This window comes from Actinotalea ferrariae (assembly GCF_019733465.1).
In the GTDB taxonomy this organism is placed as follows: Bacteria; Actinomycetota; Actinomycetes; order Actinomycetales; family Cellulomonadaceae; genus Actinotalea; species Actinotalea ferrariae_A.
Window position 1 is genome coordinate 1 of the sequence record NZ_JACVQL010000325.1, and the last position, 5,491, is coordinate 5,491.

5 protein-coding genes and 1 tRNA gene are annotated in these 5,491 nt (G+C 76.1%); 2 read left to right on the forward strand and 4 right to left on the reverse strand.

The features are described 5' to 3' along the window. The coding region (locus ICW40_RS18995; protein ID WP_221655556.1) for a GntR family transcriptional regulator at positions 1-280 on the reverse strand (280 nt) is incomplete at its 3' end. Between the two features lie 24 nt (positions 281-304). Between ICW40_RS18995 and ICW40_RS19000 the strand changes: the two genes are divergently transcribed. After that, positions 305-991, forward strand: a complete 687-nt coding sequence (locus tag ICW40_RS19000; RefSeq protein WP_221655557.1) for a pyridoxamine 5'-phosphate oxidase family protein — start codon at positions 305-307, stop codon at positions 989-991. 87 nt (positions 992-1,078) lie between these two features. Here the strand turns inward: ICW40_RS19000 and rsmI are convergent, their stop codons facing one another. Beyond that, complete coding sequence (gene rsmI / locus ICW40_RS19005; RefSeq protein ID WP_221655558.1) at positions 1,079-1,918, reverse strand: 16S rRNA (cytidine(1402)-2'-O)-methyltransferase; 840 nt, start codon at positions 1,916-1,918, stop codon at positions 1,079-1,081. A 66-nt stretch (positions 1,919-1,984) separates the two neighbouring features. On the opposite strand from rsmI, the gene ICW40_RS19010 reads away from it, so the two are divergent. Beyond that, positions 1,985-3,529 (forward strand): dolichyl-phosphate-mannose--protein mannosyltransferase, encoded by a 1,545-nt coding sequence (locus ICW40_RS19010; RefSeq protein ID WP_308121913.1) that lies wholly within the window; start codon positions 1,985-1,987, stop codon positions 3,527-3,529. A gap of 31 nt (positions 3,530-3,560) precedes the next feature. Here the strand turns inward: ICW40_RS19010 and ICW40_RS19015 are convergent, their stop codons facing one another. After that, entirely contained in the window at positions 3,561-5,162 is a 1,602-nt protein-coding gene (locus tag ICW40_RS19015) for a family 20 glycosylhydrolase (protein ID WP_221655559.1), read from the reverse strand. 119 nt (positions 5,163-5,281) lie between these two features. Continuing rightward, a tRNA-Ala gene (locus ICW40_RS19020) sits at positions 5,282-5,357 on the reverse strand. Between the last annotated feature and the right edge of the window lie 134 nt (positions 5,358-5,491).

Below are 5,491 nucleotides of genomic sequence, written 5' to 3' on the forward strand. Positions count from 1 at the left end.
CAGCCGCGAGGTCGCGCGAGGCCCGCGTGCCGACGGCGGGCCGGTGCCGGACCCGCGTCCCGCCGCGGCCCGCCGTGCTCACGACACCGCGCCGGCGCAGCTCGCCGTAGGCCTTGGCGACCGTCGCCGCGCTGACGTCCAGCCGGGCGGCGAGCGCGCGGACCGTGGGCAGGGCGTCACCGGGGGCGAGGTCGCCCGCGCGCACCGCGTCCTCCACGCTCGCCGCGATCCCCGCCGACGTCGAGCCGGCGAACCGGTATTGTTCTTCTACAGACACCACTTTGTTATAGCACAAAGGATGCCGATGAGCACGGAGACCTCCATCCCGACCCGCAGCGCGACCGCCGACCCGGCGCCCGACCGGTTCGACCGGACGCCGCGCACGACGGCGTCGCGCTCGCGCGATCGCATGAGCTACGACCGTGAGGCGGCGCACGCGGTCCTGGACGAGGCGTGGCACTGCGACCTCGCGTTCGTCGTCGACGGCGAGCCGCGCGTGCTGCCGACCCTCCATGTCCGCGTCGGGGACACGCTCTACGTCCACGGCTCGACGGGGGGCCGCCCGCTCCTCGCGGCGCGCGGCGACGGCCTGCGTGTGTGCGCGTCGGTGACGCTCCTGGACGGGATCGTCTACGGCCGCTCGCAGTTCCACCACAGCGCCAACTACCGGTCGGTCGTCGTCCACGGCGTCGCCACGCTCGTCACCGACGACGAGGAGAAGCTCTCGGTCCTCCGGGCGCTCGTCGAGCGGACCGGGCGGGGCCGGGCCGACGACAGCCGCCCGCCGAGCCGGCGGGAGCTCGCCGAGACCGCGCTCCTCGCCCTGCCGCTCGTCGAGGTGTCGGTCCGCGCGCGGTCGGGAGGGGTTCGCGACGAGCCCGAGGACCTCGCGCTGCCGCACTGGGCCGGGGTGGTCCCGCTGCGCACGGTCGCGGGCGAGCCCGAGACCGATCCCGACGTCACCGCGCCGGTACCCGCCTACCTGGGCTGACGCGCTCCGTGGGCTGACCCTGCCACCTGGGCTGACCCCCTGCCGGGCCCGACCCTGCGGCCTCCCGGCCGGTCCGTCGGTCCGCCGTCACCGGCCCCGACCGGCGAGCGCGGCGGCGTACAGCTCGCGCTTGGGCACGCCCGTGGCCTCGGCCACCGAGGCGACGGCGTCCTTGAGCCGCTCCCCCGCGTCCGATCGGGCGAGCACCTCGGCCACGAGGTCGTCCATCGCCGCCGGCGCGGCCTCGGGCGCACCGCCGACCACGACGGCGACCTCCCCACGCACCTCGTGGTCGGACCAGGTGACGAGCTCGGCGAGCGGGCCGCGGACGACCTCCTCGTAGGTCTTGGTCAGCTCGCGGCACACGGCCGCCGGGCGCTGCGCACCGAACGCCTCGGCCATCGAGGTGAGCGTCGCGGCCAGCCGGTGCGGCGCCTCGAAGAACACCATCGTGCGCCGCTCGCGGACCAGCTCGGCGAGGGCGCGCGCCCGGTCCCCCGGCTTCCGGGGCAGGAAGCCCTCGAAGGTGAACCGGTCGGTCGGCAGGCCCGAGACCGCGAGCGCGGCGAGGACGGCGCTCGGGCCGGGCGCCGTCGTGACCGGCAGCCCCGCCTCGACCGCGGCGCGCACGAGCCCGAAGCCCGGGTCCGACACGGTCGGCATGCCGGCGTCCGACACCACGAGCACCGTGCCGCCACCCCGGACGACGTCGAGCAGCTCGGCGGCGCGCGAGGCCTCGTTGTGCTCGTGATGGCTCACCACGCGCCCGGTGGGCCGCACGCCCAGGCGCTGGGCGAGCGCGGCGAGCCGACGCGTGTCCTCCGCGGCGACGACGTCGGCCTCCGCGAGCAGGCGCCGCAGCCGCGGCGAGGCGTCCTCGACGTCGCCGATGGGCGTCGCCGCCAGCACGATCCGCCCCGTCGTCATGCCCGCCAGGCTAGGGCGTCGCGCCCGGCACCGTCGGCGACGTCGGCCGTGTCCTAGCCTGACCGCGTGCTGCTCACCGACCGGCTGGTCCAGCCGGGCGCCACCGTCCGGACCAGGTCCGCGCTCGAGTCGCTCGCCGGCTGGCCGGTGACGATCGCCGTCGCGGGCGTCGCGGCCGTGCTGCGGCTGCCCGCGCTCGGCCGTCCCGCGCAGCTCGTCTTCGACGAGACCTACTACGTCAAGGACGCCTGGACCCTGCTCAACCTCGGCTACGAGGGCCGCTGGCCCGACGAGCCGGACCCGGCGTTCGAGGCGGGCGACGTCGACGGCTACCTCGAGGCGCCGAGCTTCGTCGTCCACCCGCCCGTCGGGAAGTGGGTGATCGCGACCGGGTTGCGGCTGCTCGGCGCCCAGGACCCCGTCGGCTGGCGCCTCGGGACCGTCGTCGCGGGCATCGTCGCCGTCGTCCTCCTCGTACGGATCGGCCGCCGCCTCCTGGGCTCGACCGCCGCCGGCGCGCTCGCGGGCCTGCTGCTCGCCCTCGACGGCACGGCCATCGCGCTCTCCCGCACCGCGCTGCTCGACGGCGTCCTGACCACCTTCGTGCTCGCGGCGGCCGCAGCGCTCCTGGTCGACCGCGACCGCGCCGCCGCGCGCCTCGCCGCTGCGTCCGCACCACCACGCGCGCCTGCACGCTGGGGTGCGTGGTCCCGCCTGCGCCCGTGGCGCGTGGTCGCCGGGATCATGCTCGGGCTCGCCGTCGGCACCAAGTGGAGCGCCCTGTGGTTCCTCGCCGTGCTGGGCCTGCTCACGGTGGCGTGGGACGCGTCCGCCCGCCACCGTGCGGGCGTCGCCCTCTGGTGGCAGGGGGCCCTGCTGCGCGACGCGCTGCCCGCGTTCGTCACCCTCGTCCCCGTCGCCGCGCTGACGTACGTGCTGACCTGGACCGGGTGGCTGCGGACCAGCGGCGGGTACGGGCGCTCGTGGGCGGCGCAGCACCCGGGCGAGGGCGTGCTGTGGCTGCCCGACGGCCTGCGCTCGCTCTGGCGCTACCACGAGCAGATGTGGACCTTCCACACCACGCTCACCGCGGAGCACCCGTACGCCGCGCAGCCCGCCGGCTGGCTGCTGCAGTGGCGTCCGACGTCGTTCTTCTACGAGGCGCCCGAGCCCGCGCAGCAGGTGTGCGGTGCCGACCGGTGCGCGCAGGCCGTGACCTCGCTCGGCAACCCCTTCATCTGGTGGCTCGGCGCGGCCGCGGTGGTGGCGTGCGTGTGGTGGGCCGTGCGGCGTCTCGACGGCGCCGCGGCGGTGGCGGCCGCGGGGGTCGCGGCGGGCTGGGTGCCGTGGTTCGCCTACACCCACCGGACCATCTTCACGTTCTACGCCGTCGTCGTGCTGCCCTGGCTGGCGCTGGCGATCGCCCGCGCGGTGCAACGCCTGCTGGCGTGGGCCGACGACGAGCCACGGCGGTCCATGGTCCGCACGGCCCTCGTCGCCGCGGCGGTGCTCGTGGTGGCCACGACGGCGTTCTTCTGGCCCGTCTGGACCGGCCAGGTCGTGACGTTCCGGTACTGGCAGCTGCACCAGTGGCTGCCCAGCTGGGTGTGACCGGGAGAGGCGTCCCGCCCCGCGGGCGTGATCAGTGCGACCAGGGCACCTGGGGCGACGGGTACCAGGTGTAGCCCTCCTCGGTCCAGCGACGCGTCTGGCGCGGGAGCCGGCGGCGGAAGGCCTCCCAGTCCCGGCGCGCCGCGGGCGACCAGGCCACCTCCGCGACGGCCGCGAGCCGCGGCAGCAGGAGCAGGAAGAGGTCCTCGGCCGTCCGGACCGTCTCGGTCCACAGCGCCGCCTCGACGCCGAGCACCCTGTCCGCCGGGACGCCGGGCAGCACCTCGAGCGGCTCCCAGTCGTAGCTGTCACGGACCTCGACGTGCCCGGCCCAGTCCAGACCCACGGGGGTCGCCGCGTCGTAGCGCATGTCGAGGTAGACGCGGGTCGCGGGCGACAGGATCACGCGCGCGCCCTGGTCGGCCGCCCGCGTCACCTCCTCGGCGCCCTCACGCTCGTCCCAGTACTGCACGATCGCGCCCGCGAGGGCCTCCTCGAGCGCGGCCCGGCCCGGGCCGTCACCCTCGGCGCCGTCGAGCGCCGACGCGATCTCCTGCCAGCCGACGACGGTCTTGCCGGCCGCGGCGAGCTCCTCGACCGCGGCACGCACGAGCGTGCGGTACTCCGCGGGCTCCATCGTGAGCACCTCGTCGCCGCCGATGTGCACCCACGGCCCCGGCGTCATCGCGGCGACGTCGCCGAGCACGTCACGCAGGAACGGCCTGGTCGCGGGCAGGTCGGCGTGCAGTCGGCTGAAGCCGACGTCGATCCCGGTGTAGGCGCGAGCCGGCCGGCCGCCGGGCGTCAGCTCGCCCACGGCGTGGAGCGCGGCGTTGACGTGCCCGGGCAGGTCGATCTCCGGGACCACCGTGATGTGCCGCGACTCCGCGTAGGCCAGGAGCTGGGTCCAGTCCTGCGCCGTGTAGAAGCCGCCCGGGTCGTCCCCGACCGCCGTCTTCCCCGAGACGTCGGCGAGCTCGGGCCGGGACGGCACGTCGATGCGCCAGCCCTGGTCGTCCGTGAGGTGCAGGTGGAGGACGTTGAGCTTGAGCGACGCCATGACGTCGACGACCCGGCGCAGCACGTCGACGCCGAAGAAGTGGCGCGCGACGTCGAGGCACAGCCCGCGCCACGCGAACCGGGGCACGTCCACGACGAGCTGGCGCGCCACCAGCCAGGTCCCCGGCGCCTCGCCGGGCTCGGCGAGCTGCTGGAGGGTGCGGGCGGCGTTGAGCAGGCCGGCACCCGCGACCGCGGTGAGCACCACCGACCGGTCCGTGACCTCGAGCCGGTAGGCCTCCTGCGCGAGGCCGGCGTCCGTACCCGGGGGCAGCCCGACCGCGGCGGCGTCGGCGAGGCGCAGGACGACGGCGCCCGGGCTGCCGTCGTCCTCGTGCACGACGGCGATCGAGCGGTCGCTCGCCCGTTCCATGCGGCCCGCGACGAGGACGGCGATCGCCACGGCCTGCGGGTCGGTGCTGGTCACGACGCGCGCGCCGGACCCGAGGACCAGCGGGTCGCCCGCCCGGGGCTCGACGTGCGCCGGGATCGGGGTCACGGCGTCCGTCGCGGTGGGCGGCTGGGCGTGCGCCGCCGAGCGCGCGTCCGACGTGCCCTCCGTGCCCTGTGCCACCGGGTCCTCCCCTAGCGCCCGCAGATGTCCGGCCCCCTCGGCACGGTGGTCGGAAGCGTAGCCGAGCACCCCGCACGACGAAGGCCCCGCGGTCCAGGTGCGGACCGCGGGGCCTTCGGTGGTGGAGCTGAGGGGATTCGAACCCCTGACCTTCTCATTGCGAACGAGACGCGCTACCAACTGCGCCACAGCCCCAGAAGCGAGGAACAGGTTAGCACCCGGATGAGGGTGCCGACGTCACTCGCCCGCGGCGCGGCGCCGCGCGAGCACGGCGTCGAGGTCGAGGCCGCCCGGCCGGGCCGTCCCCGCGGGCCGGCGCGTCTGCTCGG